At 65.6% G+C, this 17737-nt stretch carries 18 protein-coding genes; 8 read left to right on the forward strand and 10 right to left on the reverse strand.

The features are described 5' to 3' along the window. Nucleotides 1-551: 551 nt before the first annotated feature. From ssb to AAC640_RS07890, 4 genes are all read right to left on the reverse strand, one after another. Complete coding sequence (gene ssb / locus AAC640_RS07875) at nt 552-1136, reverse strand: single-stranded DNA-binding protein (protein ID WP_340265572.1); 585 nt, start codon at nt 1134-1136, stop codon at nt 552-554. Nucleotides 1137-1187: 51 nt separating this feature from the next. Then, nucleotides 1188-3050 carry a ferrous iron transporter B gene (gene feoB / locus AAC640_RS07880; protein WP_340265573.1) on the reverse strand — a complete coding sequence of 621 codons (1863 nt, stop codon included), beginning with the start codon at nt 3048-3050 and terminating at the stop codon, nt 1188-1190. Beyond that, nucleotides 3047-3304 (reverse strand): FeoA family protein, encoded by a 258-nt coding sequence (locus AAC640_RS07885; RefSeq protein WP_340265574.1) that lies wholly within the window; start codon nt 3302-3304, stop codon nt 3047-3049. The genes feoB and AAC640_RS07885 overlap by 4 nt, the downstream gene beginning before the upstream one ends. Nucleotides 3305-3392: 88 nt before the next feature. Then, nucleotides 3393-4058, reverse strand: coding sequence for a COQ9 family protein (locus AAC640_RS07890; RefSeq protein ID WP_340265575.1), 666 nt, complete (start codon nt 4056-4058; stop codon nt 3393-3395). Nucleotides 4059-4320: 262 nt separating this feature from the next. On the opposite strand from AAC640_RS07890, the gene AAC640_RS07895 reads away from it, so the two are divergent. The 6 genes from AAC640_RS07895 (at nt 4321) to ribH (ending at nt 8987) form a co-directional block, all read left to right on the forward strand. Beyond that, entirely contained in the window at nt 4321-4992 is a 672-nt protein-coding gene (locus AAC640_RS07895; RefSeq protein ID WP_340265576.1) for an energy transducer TonB, read from the forward strand. A 36-nt stretch (nt 4993-5028) separates the two neighbouring features. After that, nucleotides 5029-5544 carry a hypothetical protein gene (locus AAC640_RS07900; protein ID WP_422794967.1) on the forward strand — a complete coding sequence of 172 codons (516 nt, stop codon included), beginning with the start codon at nt 5029-5031 and terminating at the stop codon, nt 5542-5544. Nucleotides 5545-5587: 43 nt separating this feature from the next. After that, on the forward strand, nt 5588-6541 hold the full coding sequence (gene ribD / locus AAC640_RS07905) for a bifunctional diaminohydroxyphosphoribosylaminopyrimidine deaminase/5-amino-6-(5-phosphoribosylamino)uracil reductase RibD (RefSeq protein WP_340265724.1): 954 nt from the start codon (nt 5588-5590) through the stop codon (nt 6539-6541). Between the two features lie 38 nt (nt 6542-6579). Next, on the forward strand, nt 6580-7194 hold the full coding sequence (locus AAC640_RS07910) for a riboflavin synthase (RefSeq protein WP_340265577.1): 615 nt from the start codon (nt 6580-6582) through the stop codon (nt 7192-7194). Between the two features lie 73 nt (nt 7195-7267). After that, nucleotides 7268-8554, forward strand: coding sequence for a 3,4-dihydroxy-2-butanone-4-phosphate synthase (gene ribB, locus AAC640_RS07915; protein ID WP_340265578.1), 1287 nt, complete (start codon nt 7268-7270; stop codon nt 8552-8554). Nucleotides 8555-8564: 10 nt separating this feature from the next. Beyond that, on the forward strand, nt 8565-8987 hold the full coding sequence (gene ribH, locus AAC640_RS07920; RefSeq protein WP_340265579.1) for a 6,7-dimethyl-8-ribityllumazine synthase: 423 nt from the start codon (nt 8565-8567) through the stop codon (nt 8985-8987). A gap of 103 nt (nt 8988-9090) precedes the next feature. Here ribH and AAC640_RS07925 read toward each other — a convergent pair whose 3' ends face one another. The 3 genes from AAC640_RS07925 to AAC640_RS07935 all read right to left on the reverse strand — a co-directional run bounded on the left by AAC640_RS07925 (nt 9091) and on the right by AAC640_RS07935 (nt 14806). Further along, complete coding sequence (locus AAC640_RS07925) at nt 9091-10353, reverse strand: DUF445 domain-containing protein (protein WP_340265580.1); 1263 nt, start codon at nt 10351-10353, stop codon at nt 9091-9093. 70 nt (nt 10354-10423) lie between these two features. Continuing rightward, nucleotides 10424-13588 carry an efflux RND transporter permease subunit gene (locus AAC640_RS07930; RefSeq protein ID WP_340265581.1) on the reverse strand — a complete coding sequence of 1055 codons (3165 nt, stop codon included), beginning with the start codon at nt 13586-13588 and terminating at the stop codon, nt 10424-10426. Nucleotides 13589-13636: 48 nt separating this feature from the next. Further along, entirely contained in the window at nt 13637-14806 is a 1170-nt protein-coding gene (locus tag AAC640_RS07935) for an efflux RND transporter periplasmic adaptor subunit (RefSeq protein WP_340265582.1), read from the reverse strand. A 196-nt stretch (nt 14807-15002) separates the two neighbouring features. On the opposite strand from AAC640_RS07935, the gene AAC640_RS07940 reads away from it, so the two are divergent. Then, on the forward strand, nt 15003-15251 hold the full coding sequence (locus AAC640_RS07940) for a GlsB/YeaQ/YmgE family stress response membrane protein (RefSeq protein ID WP_340265583.1): 249 nt from the start codon (nt 15003-15005) through the stop codon (nt 15249-15251). 76 nt (nt 15252-15327) lie between these two features. Here the strand turns inward: AAC640_RS07940 and AAC640_RS07945 are convergent, their stop codons facing one another. The 3 genes from AAC640_RS07945 to AAC640_RS07955 form a co-directional block, all read right to left on the reverse strand. Beyond that, entirely contained in the window at nt 15328-15582 is a 255-nt protein-coding gene (locus AAC640_RS07945) for a GlsB/YeaQ/YmgE family stress response membrane protein (protein ID WP_340265584.1), read from the reverse strand. 209 nt (nt 15583-15791) lie between these two features. Beyond that, nucleotides 15792-16091: a CtrA inhibitor SciP gene (sciP, locus tag AAC640_RS07950; RefSeq protein ID WP_340265585.1), complete on the reverse strand. Its 300-nt coding sequence runs from the start codon at nt 16089-16091 to the stop codon at nt 15792-15794. Between the two features lie 106 nt (nt 16092-16197). After that, nucleotides 16198-16494, reverse strand: coding sequence for a hypothetical protein (locus AAC640_RS07955; RefSeq protein WP_340265586.1), 297 nt, complete (start codon nt 16492-16494; stop codon nt 16198-16200). A 112-nt stretch (nt 16495-16606) separates the two neighbouring features. On the opposite strand from AAC640_RS07955, the gene mnmA reads away from it, so the two are divergent. Then, nucleotides 16607-17713, forward strand: a complete 1107-nt coding sequence (gene mnmA, locus AAC640_RS07960; protein ID WP_340265587.1) for a tRNA 2-thiouridine(34) synthase MnmA — start codon at nt 16607-16609, stop codon at nt 17711-17713. The last annotated feature ends 24 nt before the right edge of the window (nt 17714-17737 follow it).

Raw genomic sequence — 17737 nt, forward strand, 5'->3', positions numbered from 1 at the left:
AGGTGTCGCAACCCTCTGGAATCATACCGGAGCTCGATCGTCCACCGTCATTACGCCGCCGTTTCGAGACAGCCTCTCAGGATGCCACGCTACTTCTCCAAATATCCAAAACTGGTCGCTTCCAGCCACTCCCCTTTTCGTCACTCCGGACTTGATCCGGGGGCTCGCTGCCCTCCATCGCCAAGTCCCGCGATCCACTCCTCAAAGGTGCTGCGCAAAGTCACGGGTGGCGCAACGGCAACAGCCTTTTCAAAAACCATCCTATTTTGCCAACCCCCCTCAATTCCAGCCTGTCCTATTTCATCCCAGCCCGCCTATCCTCGCTTCGTCTTTGAAATGTCGATCAATTAGCCCCTCACGCACACGCGCGCCCAGGCGCGCGCGCGCATATGGTGTGAACTTCGGCGTAAAAATCGCGGGAATCCGCCATTCCCTCCATGGCTGCCGCCAGCCCGGCGTTCTGCGATGTCCTATTCGCATCGGCCATCCGCTCATGAAAAAAGGCGGCACCCTCGCGAGCGCCGCCTCCCGTTGACCGCAATCGCGCCGGTTCAGAACGGCACTTCGTCGTCCAGGTCATTGTCGAAATTCGGTCCGCCGGCGCTGGCGCCGCCGCGCGCGGCACCCGACGAGCGTCCGCCGCCGCCGCCGCTGCCGCTCCCGCCGCCGAAGCCGCCGCTCCCGCCGCCGAAATCGTCATAATCGCCGCCAAACCCGCCCGAGCTGGCGCCCCAGTCGCTGCCGCCCTGTGAGCGGCCGCCGCCGCCCTGCCCGCCGCCGCCGGGCGCGCCGTCCAGCATCGTCAGCACGGCGCCAGGCCCTTGCAGCACCACTTCGGTCGTGTAGCGGTCATTGCCCGACTGGTCCTGCCATTTGCGGGTGCGCAACTGGCCTTCGACATAGACTTTCGATCCCTTGCGCAGGAAACGTTCGGCAACGCCCGCCAGGCCTTCGGAAAAGATGGAGACGCTGTGCCATTCCGTGCGCTCCTTGCGCTCGCCCGACATGCGGTCCTTCCAGCTTTCGGACGTGGCGATGCGCAGGTTGCACACCTTGCCGCCATTCTGGAAGCTTTTGACTTCCGGATCGGCGCCCAGATTGCCGACCAGAATGACCTTGTTGACCGAACCCGCCATGTTTCCTCCGATGCGTTTAGCCGGTCTTTATAAAGCGACGGCCTTCGGAAGCTACCCCAAACCGATGGCAACAGCGGTCCAGTAGGTGACGCCCGCCGCGACATAGGCCAGCGCAAAAAGATAGCCGACCATGAAGAGCGGCCATTTCCAGCCGTTGGTTTCGCGCCGGGTGACCGCGATCGTCGAAATGCACTGCGGCGCGAACACGAACCAGGCCAGGAAGGCGAGCGCTGTCGGCAGCGGCCACTTGTCCTTCAGCCGATCGCCCAGGCTGCGCTCCAGTCGCGCCTCGTCATCGCCCGCGTCGATCGAATAGACGGTGGCGAGCGCCGACACAGCGACCTCGCGCGCCGCCATCGCGGGGATCAGCGCCAGCGAGATGTCGCGGTTGAAGCCGATCGGCTCCAGCACGACGTTCAGGCCATTGGCGATGCGCCCCGCGACCGAATAATTGACCTGGCTGACGCCGCTGTTGTGAGGCGCCTTGGGGAAGGAGAGCAGCATCCACAGGATGACGGTCGACGCGAAGATGATGGTGCCCGCGCGCTTGAGGAAAATGATCGCGCGCTGCCACAGGCCGAGCAGGATGTCCTGCGGTCGCGGCCACTGATATTTGGGCATTTCCATCAGGAATCCGCCGCTCGCGCCCTTGGCGACCGTGCGCCGCAGCACCAGCGCCGCCAGCATCGCGCCGACGATGCCGGCGACATAGAGGCTGAAGAGGACGAGGCCTTGCAGCCCGATCCCCAACGCGACCGTCCGCGCCGGGATGAACGCGCCGATGATCAGCGCATAGACCGGCAGCCGCGCCGAACAGGTCATCAGCGGCGCGATCAGGATGGTGGTCAGCCGGTCCTTGGGGTCCGATATGGTGCGCGTCGCCATGATGCCGGGCACCGCGCAGGCAAAGGAGGACAGGAGCGGGATGAAGGCGCGGCCCGACAGGCCGACCCTGGCCATCAGCCCGTCCATCAGGAAGGCGGCACGAACCATGTAGCCCGTCGCTTCGAGCATCAGGATGAAGAAGAACAGGATCAGGATCTGCGGCAGGAACACGATGACCGACCCCACGCCATTGATGACGCCGTCGACCAGGAAGGATCGCAGCAGCCCGTCCGGCAGCGCGGCGGCGACGGCGTTGCTGGCGGCCTGCGCCAGGCCTTCGATCGCGGCGATCGGCGCCTCCGACCAGGCATAGACCGCCTGGAACATCACGAACAGCAACGCCAGCAGCAGCAGCAGGCCAAGGACCGGGTGCAGCGCCACGCGATCCACCGCCGCGGTCAGGCGGCGCGAAGGCGTTTCGCGCACGATCGCCGCGCGTGCGATCCGCCGTGCCTCGCCGCGCAGCGCATCGAAGCCGGGCGTCCCGCCAGAGGGGCGCACGGGCTGCAGGCTGGTGTCGAGCAAGCCTTCCAGTTCGGAACGCAGATGGTCGAGCCCGCGCTTGCGGACCGCGACCGTCGGGATCACCGGCACGCCCAGTTCGCGCGACAGCACGGCGGCGTCCAGTTCCAGCCCGTCGCGGGTGGCCAGGTCCACCATGTTGAGCGCCACGACGGTCGGCCGCCCCAGCGCGATCAGTTCCAGCGCGAAGCGCAGGTGATTGTCGAGGTTCGACGCGTCGACGACGATGACCAGCGCGTCGGGCAGTCGTTCGCCCTGCTGCTTGCCCAGGATCACGTCGCGGGTGACCTGCTCGTCGGGGCTGGTGGGATTGAGGCTGTAGGTGCCCGGCAGGTCGACCAGTTCGACCGGGCGGCCATCCGGCAGGGGCAGGCGGCCCGCCTTGCGTTCAACGGTGACCCCGGGATAATTGCCCAGCTTCTGCCGCGCGCCGGTCAGGGCGTTGAACAGCGCGCTCTTGCCCGCATTGGGATTGCCGACCAGGGCAACGAGCGGAAGCCTGCTCATCCGTCGCTGTCCCGAACGCCGGTCCGCACGGAGACGGCGGCGGCATGGTTCCGGCGCATGGCGATGGTCATGCGCCCGACCTTGCAGGCGATGGGTCCGCGACCCAGCAGCCCGCCGTGGTGCAGCGCCTCCACGCTTGCCCCTTCGCACAGGCCGAATTCGCGCAGGCGCTGCCCGTCCGACGCGGACAGGGCGGTCCAGTCGATCAGGTCCACATAAGCGGGTTGGCGCAGCGGCAGGTCGGTCAGGCGCAAGGAAAGGGCACTCGCTGAAAACTCCTGCGAGTGACTATCAATACCGATAGGAAAAGGCCATACGGAATCGCCGCAATGGTGCGGCAGATCATGCCGCCGGGTAGCGCAGCCGACCGATGAAGCGGGCAAGGCTCAGCCGCTCGCCCCCTCCTATGCCCTTCCACCGTGCCTTCGCGCGCTCGAACCGCATCACGCCCTCGATCCGGCGCGCCAGGAAAGCGCGGGTCTGCGCCCACTCCTCACTCTCGTCATTGACGAAAACCAGCAGCGTCGCGGCATAAACCGCCGCCAGCGTGGCGCGCTTGCTATAGTGATTGAAGTCGGTCGCGCTGTCGCCCGCGGCCCGCCACATCGCATCCGCCGCGCGCCAGCCGAGGCGCGCCGAGCGCCCGCCATTTTGCGGCATCGCCATGATCGCCATCGCCCGGCGCAGCGCCTCGCGGTCGGGCGCCAACAGCTTGAGCCGGGTTTCGACAAGCGTGGTGATGCGCTGGCGAAAGGGAAGATCGGCCAGCTTTTCGGGTGGTTCGGCTTCCAGCATGCGGCTGTCGATGCTGGCGAACCAGGCGTCGATCATGTCCATGGCGCCGGCCGAAAGGGCAAGCTGCGCCAGATCCGGGTCGATCCCGCATTCCGCCGCCGCCATGTTGACCGCTTCCTTGCGCCAGCCGTCGAAGGCCGCGTGGCGCGGCAGGATGGGGGCAAGTGCTGCCCGGATTTCGTCCAGCGTCATGTCGTCTGCGGTCTGTGTCATGGCCGGATCCCTAGCGCATTATACCCTCTGTCGGAATTGGCTTTGCGGCCGTTCGCCTCGCCCCTCTTGTGCTTGACCGGCTGCGCTGTTCCGACGGAGTGTCGGCAAGTCTAGGGTTTCGGGTCCTGCCGCACAAGCACGCTATCCGGCACGTTATCTGGGCGAGAAAGGATGTTGCAACATATCATTAGATATGATGTAACATTCCAAGTCGCGGCACGACGACCGCGCAAACGGCAGGATGGAGGACAGGATGACACTGATGAGGTTGCAAGCGACCAGCGACGGATCGGTGGCCGGCTATCGTCGCGGCGGTGGGTCCCCGATCGGCGTCGGCGGCGCGATTGCCGTGCACGCTGTGGTTATCGGCGCGTTCCTGCTGATGCCCAGGGAAGTGATCGCGCCCTACGTCCCGACGATCCTGGTCGGCGAGCCGATCCCGCTTGATCCGCCCCCGCCCGAAGCGGAAAAGCCCCAGCCGCCGAGCGAGACGCCATTGCGGCCGACACGCGATCCGATCCCGGCAAAGCCCGATACGGCGGTCGACCTGCCACCCACCGGCGGGGACATGACGATGGGCGGTTCGAGCGGTGAGGGCTCCGGCGGCGATGAGGGGATAGTGCCCCCGCCGCCGCGCGACCCGGTGGTCGTCGACGCGCGCATCGATCCGCGCGCCTTGCCCGCCTTTCAGCCCGACTATCCCGCCTCCATGATCCGCCAGGGGATGGAGGGCAGCGTGACGGTGCGCGTCGCGATCGGCGCGGACGGGCGGGTGACCGCGATAGAACGACTGTCGGCGACCGACGACGCCTTCTGGACCGCAACCCAGCGCCACGCGCTGCGCAAATGGCGCTTCCGTCCCGCGACTCGCGACGGTGAGGTGGTCGCCAGCATCAAGGTGCTCACCGTCCATTTCCGGCTGACCGACCTCTGATCCCTTGCACCGCCGGGGGGGGGGGGGCGGGGGGCGTTGCCCCCGCTTTGCAACCGGGCCTGCATCCCCTATATGTTCGTGATGGCGATTTTCCCCCGTCCCGTGTCCCCGAAGAGCGCCCTGAGCGACCTGTGGAGCTATTTTCGACAGAATCGGCCCCATAAATGGCCGCTGCTGGGCCTGTCGGTGGCGATCACCTGGGTCATCATCTGGGTGTTCGTGGTGGACGCCAACACCAATACCATGCCGACCCGCAACAAGATCATCTATGTCGAAAGCTGGGACGCCAATCGCACCGACGCGGCGGTCATCCTGCAGCAGAAGATCGACCTCGCCAAGCGCGAGTCCGCCCTGCAAAGGGAACAGAAGCGGATGCAGGGGTGGGCCGACGAATTCGGCATCGACTGGCGCGCGGATGAGGCGCGCAACAGCGCGCGGCGCAAGGAAGCGCTGAAGGCGATCAACGCGCAGCTCGACGCGCGGCTTGCCAAGGCGGAAGCGGCCGAGAAGGGCCAGGCCCCCACCGCCCAGTCCCGGACATCCCAGCCCTGAGCGCCCGACGGTGAGGTCCGATCCCGCGGCCGATCGCCGCTTCATGGCTGCGGCGATCACCTTGTCCGAACGGGGGCGCGGGCTTTCCACACCGAATCCGAACGTCGCCTGCCTGATCGTGCGTGACGGCATCATCGTCGGGCGCGGCTGGACGCAGAAGGGCGGCCGGCCGCATGCCGAGGCGCAGGCGCTGGAGGAGGCGCTGGAGCGCGCGCACGGATCGACCGCCTATGTGACGCTGGAACCCTGTTTTCACCTGTCCCCGCGCGGTCCGCGCTGCGCTGACCTCATGGTGCGCGCCGGGGTGGCGCGGGTGGTGATCGCGCTGCGCGATCCCGATCCGCGCACCGACGGCCAGGGCGCGGCGCATCTGCGGGCGCATGGCATCGCGGTCGAAATGGGGCTGATGGCAGAGGAAGCGGCGGCGGCGATGCGCGGCTTCGTCCTGCGCCAGACGCTGGGGCGGCCCGCCGTGACCCTGAAACTGGGCCTGTCGCTCGATGGGCGGATCGCGCTCGCTGACGGATCCAGCCGATGGATCACGGCAGAGGCGGCGCGGGCGCATGCACATCTCGAACGTGCGCGGCATGACGCCATCCTCGTCGGCAGTGGGACGCTGCGCGCTGATGCGCCCCGGCTGGATGTGCGGCTCGCGGGCCTGGAGACGCGCTCGCCGCGTCGCCTGCTGCTGACGCGGGGGGCGGCGCCCGACGGATGGGAACGCATAGGCGCGCCCGAGGACATCGCCTCGCTCGACCGCATCGATCATCTGCTGGTCGAGGGCGGAGCCGGAACAGCGGCAGCCTTCCTGCGCGCCGACCTCGTTGACCGGCTGCTGCTGTATCGCGCGCCCATCATCGTGGGGGCCGGGCTGGGCGGGATCGGCGACATCGGCCTTGCCGATCTCGGGCAGGCGCATGGCCGCTGGCAAATGCGCGACGAACGGCGGCTGGGGGTTGATCGGCTGGAGGTTTACGAACGGCAACGCAGCGCCTAGAGCCAAGCTGCCCACGTAAGCCAGGACCCCTAAACGCTATGTTCACCGGCATCATCACCGACATCGGCATCATTCGCTCCGCACAGAAGCGCGGTGACCTGCGCCTGGTTATCGGCTCTGCCTACGACATGGACGACGTGGCGATCGGGGCGTCGATCGCGTGTTCGGGGGCTTGCCTGACGGTAGTTGAAAAAGGCACGGGCTGGTTCGCGGTCGACCTGTCAGGCGAAACCGTCGCTCGCACGGCGCCGGGCCTGTGGGAACAGGGTGGCCGGCTCAACCTGGAACGCGCGCTGAAGGTTGGCGACGAACTGGGTGGCCACATCGTCACCGGCCATGTCGATGGGATAGGCACGCTGGTATCCGCAACAGCCGAGGGCGATTCGACCCGGCTGGTCATCGCCGCGCCCGCAGCGCTGGCGCCGGCGCTCGCCGCGAAGGGATCGATCACCGTCGACGGCATATCCCTGACCGTCAACAGCGTCGAGGATCAGTCGGACGGGTCCGTGCGCTTCGGCGTCAATATCATCCCCCACACGGCGTCGGCGACCACTCTCGACACGCTGGTGCCGGGCCGTGCCTTTAACCTGGAGATCGATGTGCTGGCCCGCTATCTCGATCGAATGCAAAGTCTGCGCAACGCCGCCCTGTGATTTTCCGCTTGAACTAATCACATTGTGATGTGATAGGTCCGCGCGGTGACTTTTGGGTCAAGGAGTCGGCATCATGTCTTCCGCGCTTATCGACAAGGTTCGTTCCCTGGTGAATGACGGGAGCATGTCTCGTTCGGGCCTGGCCCGGGCGGCCGGCCTCCATGCCAATTCGCTCCGCCGACTGGGGGAAGAGGACTGGAACCCGACCGCCGACACCCTCGGCAAGCTGGAAACCTATCTGGCGCGGCGGGAGGGCGGCACCGCGCTGGCCTCGCCCGAAGAGATCATCAACGAAGCGCGCAATGGCCGCATGTTCATCCTGGTCGATGACGAGGACCGGGAAAATGAGGGGGATCTGGTCATCCCGGCGCAGATGGCGACGCCCGACGCGATCAACTTCATGGCAACGCATGGCCGGGGCCTGATCTGCCTTGCCTTGACCAAGGCGCGGATCGACGAACTCGGGCTCGACCTTATGAGCCGCAACAACGGGACGCGGCACGAAACCGCCTTCACTGTGTCGATCGAAGCGCGGGAGGGCGTCACCACCGGCATCAGCGCCGCTGACCGGGCGCGCACCATTTCCGTGGCGATCGACGGGTCGAAGGGGCGGGGCGACATCGTGACGCCGGGTCACGTCTTCCCCCTGGTGGCGCGCGATGGCGGCGTGCTGGTGCGTACCGGCCATACCGAAGCGGCGGTCGACGTCGCGCGCCTTGCGGGCCTCAATCCCTCCGGCGTCATCTGCGAGGTGATGAAGGACGACGGCACGATGGCCCGGCTCGACGACCTCATCCCCTTCGCCCAGAAGCACAGGATGAAGATCGGCACGATCCGTGACCTGATCGCCTATCGGCGCCGCCACGACCATCTGGTCGAACGCCGCGCGCAGGCGACCTTCACCAGCAAATGGGGTGGCGAGTGGAAGGCGATCGCCTTCTATAACCGCGCGACCGACAGCGAGCAGATCGTGCTGCAAAAAGGTCATGTCGATCCTGATCAGCCGACGCTGGTGCGCATGCACCAGATGGCCCCGCTCAGCGACCTCTTCGGCAAGGTCGGCGATCGAAGCGGCGTCCTCGCGCGATCGATGGAAATCATCGCGGAGGAAGGCGCCGGTCTCATCGTCGTGCTGCCCAATTCTTCCGAAAATAGCGACTGGCCGTCCAGGATGCTGCGTCGGCTCGCCGGCGAGCAGGTCGACGGCATGGATGAATTGCGCAACTATGGCGTTGGCGCGCAGATCCTGGCGGAACTGGGCGTCCATGACATGATCCTGCTGACCAATTCGCATCACAGCCTGGTCGCGCTGGAAGGGTATGATCTGGCGGTCGTGGGCGAACGCCGGTTCGACATCTAGGAGAAAAACGATGGCGAAGTTCCTGATCGTCGAAGCGCGATTCTATGATCATCTCAACGACCTGCTGATCGAAGGCGCGGTCGCCGCGCTGGAAGAGGGCGGGCATAAATATGAGGTGGTGACCGTGCCGGGCGCGCTGGAAATCCCGGGCGCGATTGCGCTGGCGGCGGAAAGCGGGCGCTATGACGGCTATATCGCCATCGGCGTGGTGATCCGCGGCGAAACCTATCATTTCGAAGTCGTATCGAATGAAAGCGCGCGCGGCCTGATGGCGCTCAGCATGGATGGCATCGCGATCGGCAACGGCATCCTGACGGTTGAGAATGAGGCCCAGGCCCTGACCCGCGCCCGCCGCACGGAAAAGGACAAGGGCGGCGAAGCGGCGAAAGCGGCCATGGCGATGTTGGGGCTGCGCGACCGCTTCGGCGCCTAAGCTTTACGGCCGGGAAGGCAAGGCCCCCTAGGGTCGCGCTATGAAAAACTTCCCGCAATTGACTGTTTCGTTCAGGGTTTCGCACCAGAACGCCGGAAAGCGCTCAAAGCAGCGTGTCGATCGCATGGATCGCAAGGCCGACCAAGCCACCCACCAGCGTGCCGTTGATGCGGATATATTGCAGGTCCCGCCCCACCGCGCCTTCCAGCCGGCTGGTCACCGTACCCGCGTCCCAGCCGCGCACCGTGTCGCTCACCAGCTTGACTATGGTCGTGCCGTAGGCCGCCGTGGCGCCCACCGCCGACCGCCGCGCGAAGCGGTTGATGAGCAGGCGCAGCCCGGCATTGTCCTGGAGCGTCCCGCCCAGTTGCCGCAGCGCCTCGCCCAGGCGGCCGGCCATCGCCTTGCCCGGATCGCGGACCGCCCGCAACAGGCTTGAGCGCGCCTGCTCCCACAGGCCGTCGATCCAGCGCTGCATCGCCGGATTGTCGATGATCTCGTCGCGAATGCGCGCCACTCTCGCCTGCAGGACGGGGTCGGATTGCAGGTCGCTCGCCAGCCGCGCCATGCCTTCCTCCGCCTTCAGCCGCAAGCTGTGCGCAGGGTCCGCCGCCATGTCGGCCAGCAGCCGACGCAGCCCGTCTATGATGGCATTGGAAAGATTTTCATCAAGCCCAGTCCAGCGCAGTATCTTGCCGGCCCGATCATGCACCATCTGCCGGATGAGATGGTCATTGGCTTCCAGCGCCCGGTCGGCCCAATGGATCATCGCGTCCATTACCGGGGCGTGGCGGCCGTCGCGCATCGCCGCTTCGATGGCCTGTCCGATCAGCGGGGCAAGGCTGATGGAGCGCAGCCGCTGCGCGATCGCGGTCTTGGCCATGCCGCCCAGCCGTTCCTGGTCCAGCGCTTCCAGCATGTCGGCCGCAAGGCGCGACGCGCCCTCGCGCAGCCGGCCGTCTCCGCCGGAGGGGCTGGCGAGAAAGCGCCCCGCCGCGCCGGCGATGTCAAGGCGCTGCATCCGCCGCGCCACGACCGCGGGGGTGAGGAAATTGTCGCGCAGGAACAGGGCGAGCGTGTCGCCGATCCGGTCCTTGTTACGCGGGATGATCGCCGTGTGGGGGACCGGCAGCCCTAATGGGTGGCGGAACAGTGCGGTTACCGCGAACCAGTCGGCAAGGCCGCCGACCATCGCTGCCTCGGCAAAAGCCTGGAGGAAGCCGATCGCGGGGTGGAGATGGGCGGTTGCGCGGGCCAGAGCAAACAGCGCGGCCATCGCCACCAGCATGCCGGTTGCCACCCTCCGCATCGCCCTCGCTGGATGGACCGCGCCGGCAAGGGGAAAAGGAAGGCTGTTCAGCTTCATGGCCGACCAACGGTTACGCCGCCGTTTCGTTCAGGCAAGCGCTTCTTTTCGCAGCGATACACGGTAGCAATCACTCGGCCGGCTGCGCCGTTCTTGCATGGGGCTGATCGTCGCCCTTGCGATAGGTCAGAAGGCGGCGGCCAAGGCGGGGGCCCACCCACTCTTCGACCCCCAGAGCCAGGCTGAAGGTCGCAGGTACGATGACCAGCGTCAGCAAGGTCGACAGCAGCAGCCCGCCGATCACGGTGATCCCCATGGGCGATCGCCATGCGCCGTCGCCATTGATCGACAGGGCGGTCGGCACCATCCCCGCGACCATGGCAACGGTGGTCATGACGATCGGCTGCGCTCGCTTATGCCCCGCATCCACGATCGCCTCGAACGTCGGCACGCCTTTCTGGATTTCCTCCAGCGCGAAGTCGATCACCAGGATCGAGTTCTTGGCGACGATACCCAGCAGCATGAGAAGGCCGATCAACACCGGCATGGATATGGGATTGCCGGTCAGGTGCAGCGCGAGCGCGCCTCCCAGCGGCGCCAGCAGCAGCGATCCCAGATTGACGAAGGGCGGCATCAGCCGTTTGTACAGCAGCGTAAGCACGGCAAGGACCAGCAGCACGCCGGATACCACCGCGACGGCGAAATTCTTGACCATTTCGGCTTCGAACTTCGAATCGCCGCTGTTCAGCTTCTGGACTCCCGGAATCTTGCCTTGAAGGACCGCCTTCATGGTGGGCAGCGCATCGATCTTCGCCATTGCCTCGCTGCTGACGACGTCTGGGGCCAGATCGGCGCCGGCGACGATCCGGCGTATCTGATTGTAGCGATTGATCTGCGTGGGCCCCGCGCCGAACTCCACCTGGGCGACGACTTTCAGTGGCACGGATCCACCATTCACCGTTGGCACCGGCATGTTCTCGATCGTGGCGATGTCGCGGCGGCTGTCCTCGGCGATCGACACCCTTATCGGAATCTGCCGGTCAGCGAGCGAGAATTTGGCGCTGTTCTGGTCGATATCGCCAATCGTCGCCACGCGGATCGTCTGGCTGAGCGCGGCGGTCGTGACGCCCAGGTGGGCCGCGAGATCAAAGCGCGGCTTGATGACGATCTCCGGCCGTCTGAGGTCGCCTTGCAGCCGAGGCGCGCGAATTTCCCGGATGCTGGCCATTTCGGTTATCAGCTTATTGCCGACCTGTTCCAGCAGGGCGGCATTGTCGCTGCCCAGCATGATGTTGATGTCACGGCCCTGGCCGCCATTCGACTGCGACTGGAAGTTGACGCGCGCGTCGGCGACCTGCTGGAAGCGCGGCGCCATCGATCGTTCCCAATCCACTGAACTGATCGGGCGGTCCTTTCGCAGCGTCAGATAAATCTTCGCATCCGTGGGATTTATATCGGCAAATGCGGCTTCGACGATCTGGGAGTCGGCGCTCAGCATATCGGCGACGCGACGGGTGATGGCGGTGGTCTGTTCCAGCGTGCTGCCCGGGACGGTTTCCACCTTCACCAGGCTGTAATCGGTGTCGGTCGTTGGCTGAAAGGTCATGGGCAGCGTGCCGAACGCCGCGATAGTGGCCACAAAGGCAAGAACCCCCAGTCCCATGGTCCAGATCCGGTGATCGTACACCCAGGCGGTAAGGCGGTTACGCCCACCGAGCGCCCGCCGCGCCCTGGCCTTGCGTTCGTCCAGTGACCAATGCAGCACCGCCATGTAGCGGTCCATAAGCCGCCCCTCGCCATGGCTTTCCTCGCCATGCGCCTTGAGGAAATAGGCAGCGACCATCGGCGTGATGAGCCGCGCGACGGCAAGGCTGATCAGCACCGCGACGACGACGGTCAGGCCGAACTGGCGGAAGAACTGGCCGGTGAGGCCGGGCATCAGACCGACAGGGAGGAACACCGCGACGATCGCCATGGTGGTCGCGAGCACGGCAAGGCCGATCTCGTCAGCGGCGTCGATCGCGGCCTGATAGGCCGTCTTGCCCATCCGCATGTGCCGGACGATATTCTCGATCTCCACGATGGCGTCGTCGACCAGCACGCCCGCCACCAGGCTGAGCGCCAGCAGCGAGGTGATGTTGAGCGTGAAGCCCATCATGTCCATGAACCAGAAGGTCGGTATCGCCGACAGGGGGATGGCAAGTGCCGAGATCAGCGTGGCGCGCCAATCGCGCAGGAACAGGAATACGACCACTACGGCCAGCACCGCGCCTTCGACCATCGCGGCCAACGCCGAATGATATTGGCTCTTGGTGTAGTCGACGCTGGTGAACAGCTCCTTGTAACGAACCTTCGGATTCTCCTTGCCCAGCTGATCGAGCACTTTTTTCGCCTGGTCGAAGACGGTGACGTCGGACGCGCCCTTCGCCTTGGCGAGGTTGAAGCTTGTCACCTGACGGCCGTTCATTACCGAGAGCGAACGCTGCTCGGAATACATGTCGCGCACATCGGCGAGGTCGGCGAGCTTGACGGTGCGGCCACCAGGAATGGCGATCTGGGTCTCGCCCAGCGCATGCGCGTCGCGAGCGTTGCCGACAACGCGGATAGCCTGTTCCGCGCCGGCAATTTCCGTCCGCCCGCCCGCCGCATTCAGATTGACCTGCTGAAGCTGCTGATTGACCTGCGCCGCGGTAATACCGTGTGATTGCAGCCGCGCCGGATCCAGGATGACGCGGATTTCCCGGCTAACCCCGCCGCCGCGCTTGACCGCTGCCATGCCCGGGATGGCCAGAAGCCGCTTGGCGACGGTATTGTCGACATACCAGGACAACTGCTCCAAGGTCATGTCGGTGGCTTCGGCGCTGAAATAGGCGATCGGCATGCCGTCAATGTCCAGACGACTGACCTGCGGTTCCAATATCCCTTCGGGCAGGTCGCTGCGGATCTGATCGACGGCGTTCTTCACGTCGTTCACCGCGCGGTCGACCGGGGTGCCGATTTCGAATTGCACTGTCGTGAGCGATTGGCCCTCGGACACGACCGAACTGATCTCGTCAACGCCGCTGAGGCCGCGCACGGCGGCCTCAACGCGCTGCGTCACCTGGGTTTCCAGTTCGCTGGGCGCGGCGCCCGGCTGCATTACCAGGACTTGCGCGACGGGGAAGCTGATGTCGGGCTGCTGGTTGACGTCCATCCGGCCAAAACTGAGTATGCCAGCCAGCACCAGGCCCGCGAACAGGACGATCGGCGACACCGGATTGCGGATGGCCCAGGCCGAGATATTGCGAAAACTCATAGCGCTTCCTCGCTTGTACGGGGCGCGATCAGGCGCGCCGCCGCACGCCTAGCCTGCTTTCCTCGGTTCCGGCTTCACCTTCTGGCCCGGAATCAGGAAGGCGCCAGCGGTCATCACGACCCGCTCGCTGCCGGTCAGCCCCGCCGTCACGGGAACGCCAAGCTCCGAAGGCGAACCGACCCGCACCGCACGACGCTCAGCCTGGTTGCGGGCATTGACGATATAGACATAATGGCCCTTGGCGTCGGTCTGCACGGCGGATTCCGGCAGGAGGGGCGCGGCTGTCCTGCCGCTGACGATAGTGGCTGAGGCAAATCCGCCGGGGCGGATCGCGCGATTATAGGGAATGGCGATGCGGACCGTCCCTTGCCGCGTCTGCGGGTCGACCACCGGGGATACCTGCCAGACCCTGCCGGCAAAGCCTGTGCTGCTGCCAACCGGCGTGATGGTCGCGCTGTTGCCCGGCCTTATCGCGGCAAGATCGCTTTCGCTGACCTGCGCCAGCATTTCCATTTCGCCGCTCTTTGCCATGCGGAACAGGATGCCACTCCCGGCGCTCACGATCTGGCCGGGCTCAACATCTCGGGTCAGCACCAGTCCGGCGGCGGGTGCGCGGATGTCGAGCCGGCCCGTGCGGGCCCGCTGTTCTGCCAGCTGAGCGGCCGCGACATTCATGCGCGCGTTGGCCGCGTCACGGGTGGCGGTGCGCTGATCGATATCGGCCTGACTGATGAAACCCCGCTTCACGAGCTGGAGGGCGCGGTCGAGTTGCGCTTGGGCCAGTTTGGCATCGGCCCGATTGACCTCGACCTGCGCGGCGAGCGAGCGGATCTGCTCGCTCTGCACCGACCGTTCGATGACCGCCAGCACCTGTCCAGCGCCAACCCAGTCGCCCGGCTGCACCAGCACGCGGGTGACAGCGCCGCCTTCACCCACCACGCCCACCGGCATTTCGACGCGAGCGGCGAGCGATCCGGTGCTGTTGACCGTTCGCGCCACCAGCGATCGGCCTGGCGTAATTACTGTCACCACGGGTGCCTGCTCCACGCTGTAGGCGGGCTGGGCACTCTTTCCGCGCAGGCTGACCCATGCGGCGGCGATTATCAGGATGCCGGCGATGACGGCGCCGACAAGGAGCGCGCGGCGCCGTGAGCGGCGCGGTTGCTCACCAAAAACGCGCACCGGCGTATCGGCAGCGACTGGAGTTTCGTAGTTCATCCCTGGGTCCATCTTCCGGCGCGCAGCGCGGTGCGAGCTGTATTATAAAAATAAATCACCTCGCTCAACACCCAATATCGTGAGCCTCAGTGCCGCCGCAACCGCAGGTGCGGGCAATGCAGACAATAGAGCCTGGCCGGTCTTGTCAAAAGCGCTCGGCTGTGGCGCAATGCGAGGGTCGGGGCAGGAGGATGCCATGGAACTGCTGGGGTGGATCATCGTGGGACTGTTCGCGGGCGGGATAGCTCGACTGGTAATGCCGGGCCGCGATCCCGGCGGCTGCGTGGTGACGATCCTCCTCGGCATCGCGGGGGCGTTGCTGGCCGGCTATGTCGGCCGGCTGCTCAACATCTATGCGCCGGGCGAACATGCGAGCTTCGTCGCGGCAGTGCTGGGATCGATTGGGGTGCTCGCCATCTATCGCTGGTTCGCGCGCCGAGGCTGAAGGCCGGACGGCGCTGACGCGAAAGGGGCCGCGTCCATGAGACGCAACCCCTTGTTACCCGCCAGCGTTGGTGCGGTTAACGGACTGTGCCGCGCCGAACCAGGTTCACGATGGCGAGCAGCACGACCGCGCCCACCAGGGACACGAGGAAGCTGTAGAGCGTCAGACCTTCATTGATCGACCCGCCACTGAAGATCAGGCCGCCGATGAACGCGCCGACGATGCCGACGACGATATTCAGCAGGATGCCCTGCTGCGCATCGGTACGCATAAGCATGCTGGCAAGCCAGCCAATGATGCCGCCGACAACAAGCCACAAAATAATGCCCATCTCACACTCTCCTTGGACCAGCGCCCCCAGCGGGTTGGCAATTTATGTAACGGAGAAGTCGGCTTCGCGTTCCCGGCAAAAATGAAGGCGATGCAGAATGGCGACCCAGGGTCAAGAGGCGGGGTTAAGAAAAAGGGCCGGCGGATCGCTCGATCCGTCGGCCCCATTCGCGCCGGCCGGGCTCCAGGAGGACGGAGCGCGGCCGGCGTTCAGAATTTCTGCTGCCGTTCGTAGAGGGATTTGTAATATTGGATGCGCGTCACGCGCAGGCCATGCATGCCCGAACGATCCACCGCGCGCTGCCAGCCGGCAAATTCCTCCAGCGTCAGCGAATAGCGTGCGCAGGCTTCGTCCACCGTCAGAAGCCCGCCATTGACGGCGGCGACCACCTCCGCCTTCCGGCGTACGACCCAGCGCGTCGTCTCCACCGGCGGCAAGCTGTCCAGCGTCAGGGGTTCTCCAAGCGGCCCGACGACCTGAGCAGGCCGAATTTTTTGATTTTCTATCATTCTCACCCTCAAAAAGCGGCAGTGGCGTGCCGAGTTCAGCAGCGGCGACCGGTATGCGCTTCAGCCCTGAACATCGGCTAAAGCGCCACGGTAAACGCCCCCTTCATCATCCTTGTCCCGTCCTTAAATGTTGTGCGATCAACGGGTTGAAGCTTCCCGTCGGGCGCATGGCCTCGATCATGCCGTCGGCCCTGGGTGCGAAGATTTCGGCCAGGTCCTGGATCCAGTCGCTCGGTTCATCCTGCCCCCGCAGGACGCCCGCGACCGCTCGCGCCGTCGGGCTGGCCGCTTGCGCCGCCGCCGAAGCCGCCCGCAGTATAGGCCAGACCGGCATGCGCGCCCGGTCGACAGGTCTGGCAAAGGCGGGTTTGAGTCCGCCTGCCCGAAGGAAACTGAAATCCATGGGCAGGAATCTAGCGACGAAAGGATAAAGTCCGGTAAACTCGTCTCACCAATATTGACGAGGTGCGCGATCGTACTGGCATGCGACCGTCTCCGCGATTATATGCGCCGCCATGCAGCCCCAGTTCCAGTTGCCCGAGCCGCTCAGCGCGCGGCGGATCGTTGTTGCCATGTCGGGCGGCGTTGATTCCAGCGTCGTTGCTGCGCTTGCTGCCCGCACCGGGGCTGAAACGATCGGCGTCACTCTTCAGCTTTACGATCATGGCGCGGCGGTGGGCCGCACCGGAAGCTGCTGCGCCGGGCAGGACATACGTGACGCGCGCGCGGTCGCCGATCGCATCGGCATAGCGCATTATGTCTTTGATTATGAAAGCCGTTTCCGCGAGTCCGTGATGGCTGACTTTGCCGACGAATATATGGCCGGCCGCACGCCCATTCCTTGCGTCAAATGCAATATGGGGGTGAAGTTCACTGACCTGTTCCAGATTGCACGTGACCTGGGGGCGGATTGCCTTGCTACCGGTCACTATGTCCGCCGCCTAGAAGGGGCAGGCGGTGCCGAACTGCACCGCGCCGCCGATCCCGCGCGTGACCAGAGCTATTTTCTGTTCGCAACGACTCAGGCGCAGCTAGACTATCTGCGCTTCCCGCTGGGCGGTCTGCCCAAACCTCAGGTGCGCGGGATCGCGGCCGAGCTGGGCCTGTCCGTGGCGTTGAAGCCCGACAGCCAGGACATCTGCTTCGTGCCCGACGGTGATTATGCAACGATCGTGCGCAAACTGCGACCAGACGCGGACAGGGGCGGTGACATCGTCCATGTCGATGGCCGCACGCTTGGCCGGCACAGGGGCTTGATTCATTACACGGTCGGCCAGCGCAAAGGGCTTGAGATCGGTGGACAAGCGGAGCCCCTTTACGTCGTGCGGCTTGACGGCGAAGGGCAACGGGTAATCGTCGGACCAAAGGCCGCACTGGCCGTATCAGGCGCGTTGCTGAGCGATATCAACTGGCTGGGCGGAGATTTCAGCGGCCCGTTGACTGCCAAGGTGCGCTCCATGGCCAGGCCCGCACCCGCGCGCCTGGAAGGCGATCGCCTGCTGTTCGATGCCCCCGAATATGGCGTGGCGCCTGGGCAGGCCGCCGTCCTCTATGCCGGCGACCGCGTGCTGGGCGGCGGCTGGATTGCCAGCACCGAGGCGGCAATGGCGCAAGCGGCCTGACGTCGCTCGACATGGACTTGATGA

The sequence above is a fragment of the Sphingobium mellinum genome (genome assembly GCF_037860795.1).
Taxonomy (GTDB): Bacteria; Pseudomonadota; Alphaproteobacteria; order Sphingomonadales; family Sphingomonadaceae; genus Sphingobium; species Sphingobium mellinum.

What these genes read in the sequence shown, in the direction of transcription:
- ssb (WP_340265572.1), bottom strand. Translation starts at nt 1,136, where the DNA reads ATGGCGGGTTCGGTCAACAAGGTCATTCTGGTCGGCAATCTGGGCGCC.
- feoB (WP_340265573.1), bottom strand. Translation starts at nt 3,050, where the DNA reads ATGAGCAGGCTTCCGCTCGTTGCCCTGGTCGGCAATCCCAATGCGGGC.
- AAC640_RS07890 (WP_340265575.1), bottom strand. Translation starts at nt 4,058, where the DNA reads ATGACACAGACCGCAGACGACATGACGCTGGACGAAATCCGGGCAGCA.
- AAC640_RS07895 (WP_340265576.1), top strand. Translation starts at nt 4,321, where the DNA reads ATGAGGTTGCAAGCGACCAGCGACGGATCGGTGGCCGGCTATCGTCGC.
- ribD (WP_340265724.1), top strand. Translation starts at nt 5,588, where the DNA reads ATGGCTGCGGCGATCACCTTGTCCGAACGGGGGCGCGGGCTTTCCACA.
- AAC640_RS07910 (WP_340265577.1), top strand. Translation starts at nt 6,580, where the DNA reads ATGTTCACCGGCATCATCACCGACATCGGCATCATTCGCTCCGCACAG.
- ribB (WP_340265578.1), top strand. Translation starts at nt 7,268, where the DNA reads ATGTCTTCCGCGCTTATCGACAAGGTTCGTTCCCTGGTGAATGACGGG.
- ribH (WP_340265579.1), top strand. Translation starts at nt 8,565, where the DNA reads ATGGCGAAGTTCCTGATCGTCGAAGCGCGATTCTATGATCATCTCAAC.
- AAC640_RS07925 (WP_340265580.1), bottom strand. Translation starts at nt 10,353, where the DNA reads ATGAAGCTGAACAGCCTTCCTTTTCCCCTTGCCGGCGCGGTCCATCCA.
- AAC640_RS07930 (WP_340265581.1), bottom strand. Translation starts at nt 13,588, where the DNA reads ATGAGTTTTCGCAATATCTCGGCCTGGGCCATCCGCAATCCGGTGTCG.
- AAC640_RS07935 (WP_340265582.1), bottom strand. Translation starts at nt 14,806, where the DNA reads ATGAACTACGAAACTCCAGTCGCTGCCGATACGCCGGTGCGCGTTTTT.
- AAC640_RS07940 (WP_340265583.1), top strand. Translation starts at nt 15,003, where the DNA reads ATGGAACTGCTGGGGTGGATCATCGTGGGACTGTTCGCGGGCGGGATA.
- AAC640_RS07945 (WP_340265584.1), bottom strand. Translation starts at nt 15,582, where the DNA reads ATGGGCATTATTTTGTGGCTTGTTGTCGGCGGCATCATTGGCTGGCTT.
- sciP (WP_340265585.1), bottom strand. Translation starts at nt 16,091, where the DNA reads ATGATAGAAAATCAAAAAATTCGGCCTGCTCAGGTCGTCGGGCCGCTT.
- AAC640_RS07955 (WP_340265586.1), bottom strand. Translation starts at nt 16,494, where the DNA reads ATGGATTTCAGTTTCCTTCGGGCAGGCGGACTCAAACCCGCCTTTGCC.
- mnmA (WP_340265587.1), top strand. Translation starts at nt 16,607, where the DNA reads ATGCAGCCCCAGTTCCAGTTGCCCGAGCCGCTCAGCGCGCGGCGGATC.